The 1,123-nt window shown below is 55.0% G+C and carries 1 protein-coding gene; it reads left to right on the forward strand.

Translation table 11 applies throughout. The features are described from left to right. Positions 1 to 113 precede the first annotated feature (113 nt). On the forward strand, positions 114 to 1,123 hold a 1,010-nt coding region (locus F8N96_RS34805), incomplete at its 3' end, for an IS110 family transposase (RefSeq protein ID WP_224794180.1).

The following is a 1,123-nucleotide window of genomic DNA, read 5'->3' on the forward strand; positions in this document are numbered from 1 at the left end:
CAGCTCCTTGTATCTCGACTATCGCTCCATCAGGAGCGATAGTTCTCGACTGATCATCGAGGGAGGGACCTGGAAGCCGTGCAGCTCCTTAGGCTTTGTGCCTGTGATGTAGATTGTGCTCCAGCCCTCCACACTCACTCATACAGTTCGAACGGTATCTTGGGCCCGTCTCTGGCGAGAGCCCGCATTCACAAGGTTGGACGGAGTGCAGTGATGATCGCAACGGACCTAATGGAGGGACGGTCATGTCCAGTTTCGTCGGCGTCGATGTCGCAAAAAACACCTTTGATATTGCTACTCATCTGCCAAATGGCAAACACAAAACCAAGGCCAAACTGGCTAACGATTCAAAGGGTTTCAAAGAGTTCGAGGCCTGGTTGGTAAAACAGGTCGAACCTTCGGCCCTGATCGTGATGGAAGCGACCAGTATCTATCACCTGGAGCTGGCCGAGTTCGTTTACAACAAGGGTTACCGGGTTTGCGTGGTCAATCCGGCCACGACCCACGCCTACGCCGACAGCGAGTTACGTCGGATCAAAACCGATAAAAGCGATGCCAAACTGATCGCTGACTTCGCCCGCGAAAAGAATGAAAGGCTTGCGCTGTGGGCGCCGGAGCCGCTGAAGTATCGCCAGCTCAAAGCCCTGGTGCGCCGCCTGGATGATCTCCAGGAGATGGAGCGAATGGAGTGCAATCGTCTGGATGTGTCCGATGAGAAGGTTAAAGCCTCGATCAACTCTGTGCTGCGCCACATCGAAAAAGAGATCGCTGAAACGCACAAGGCAATCAAAAACCACATCGATGACGACCCGGATATGCGCGAGATGCGCGACTTGATCGTGACCATTGACGGTATCGGGGAAAAAACGATTGAGCGGCTGCTGGCCGAACTGGGCGACCTGCGCAAGTACGACGATCCTCGCAAACTAGTCGCTGCTGCCGGACTGAACCCGAAGCTTCACGACTCGGGCAAGCTCAAGGGGCGCACTACGATTTCAAAAATCGGCTCAGTGAGTGTGCGTGCAGGCCTCTACATGCCAGGCCTGGTAGCGTTGCAGCATAACGAGGCGATCAAGGCCATGAAAGACCGCCTGAAGGCCAACGGCAAGGCCCCCAAGCAGAT

This window comes from Pseudomonas fluorescens (genome assembly GCF_902497855.1).
Classification (GTDB): domain Bacteria; phylum Pseudomonadota; class Gammaproteobacteria; order Pseudomonadales; family Pseudomonadaceae; genus Aquipseudomonas; species Aquipseudomonas fluorescens_BI.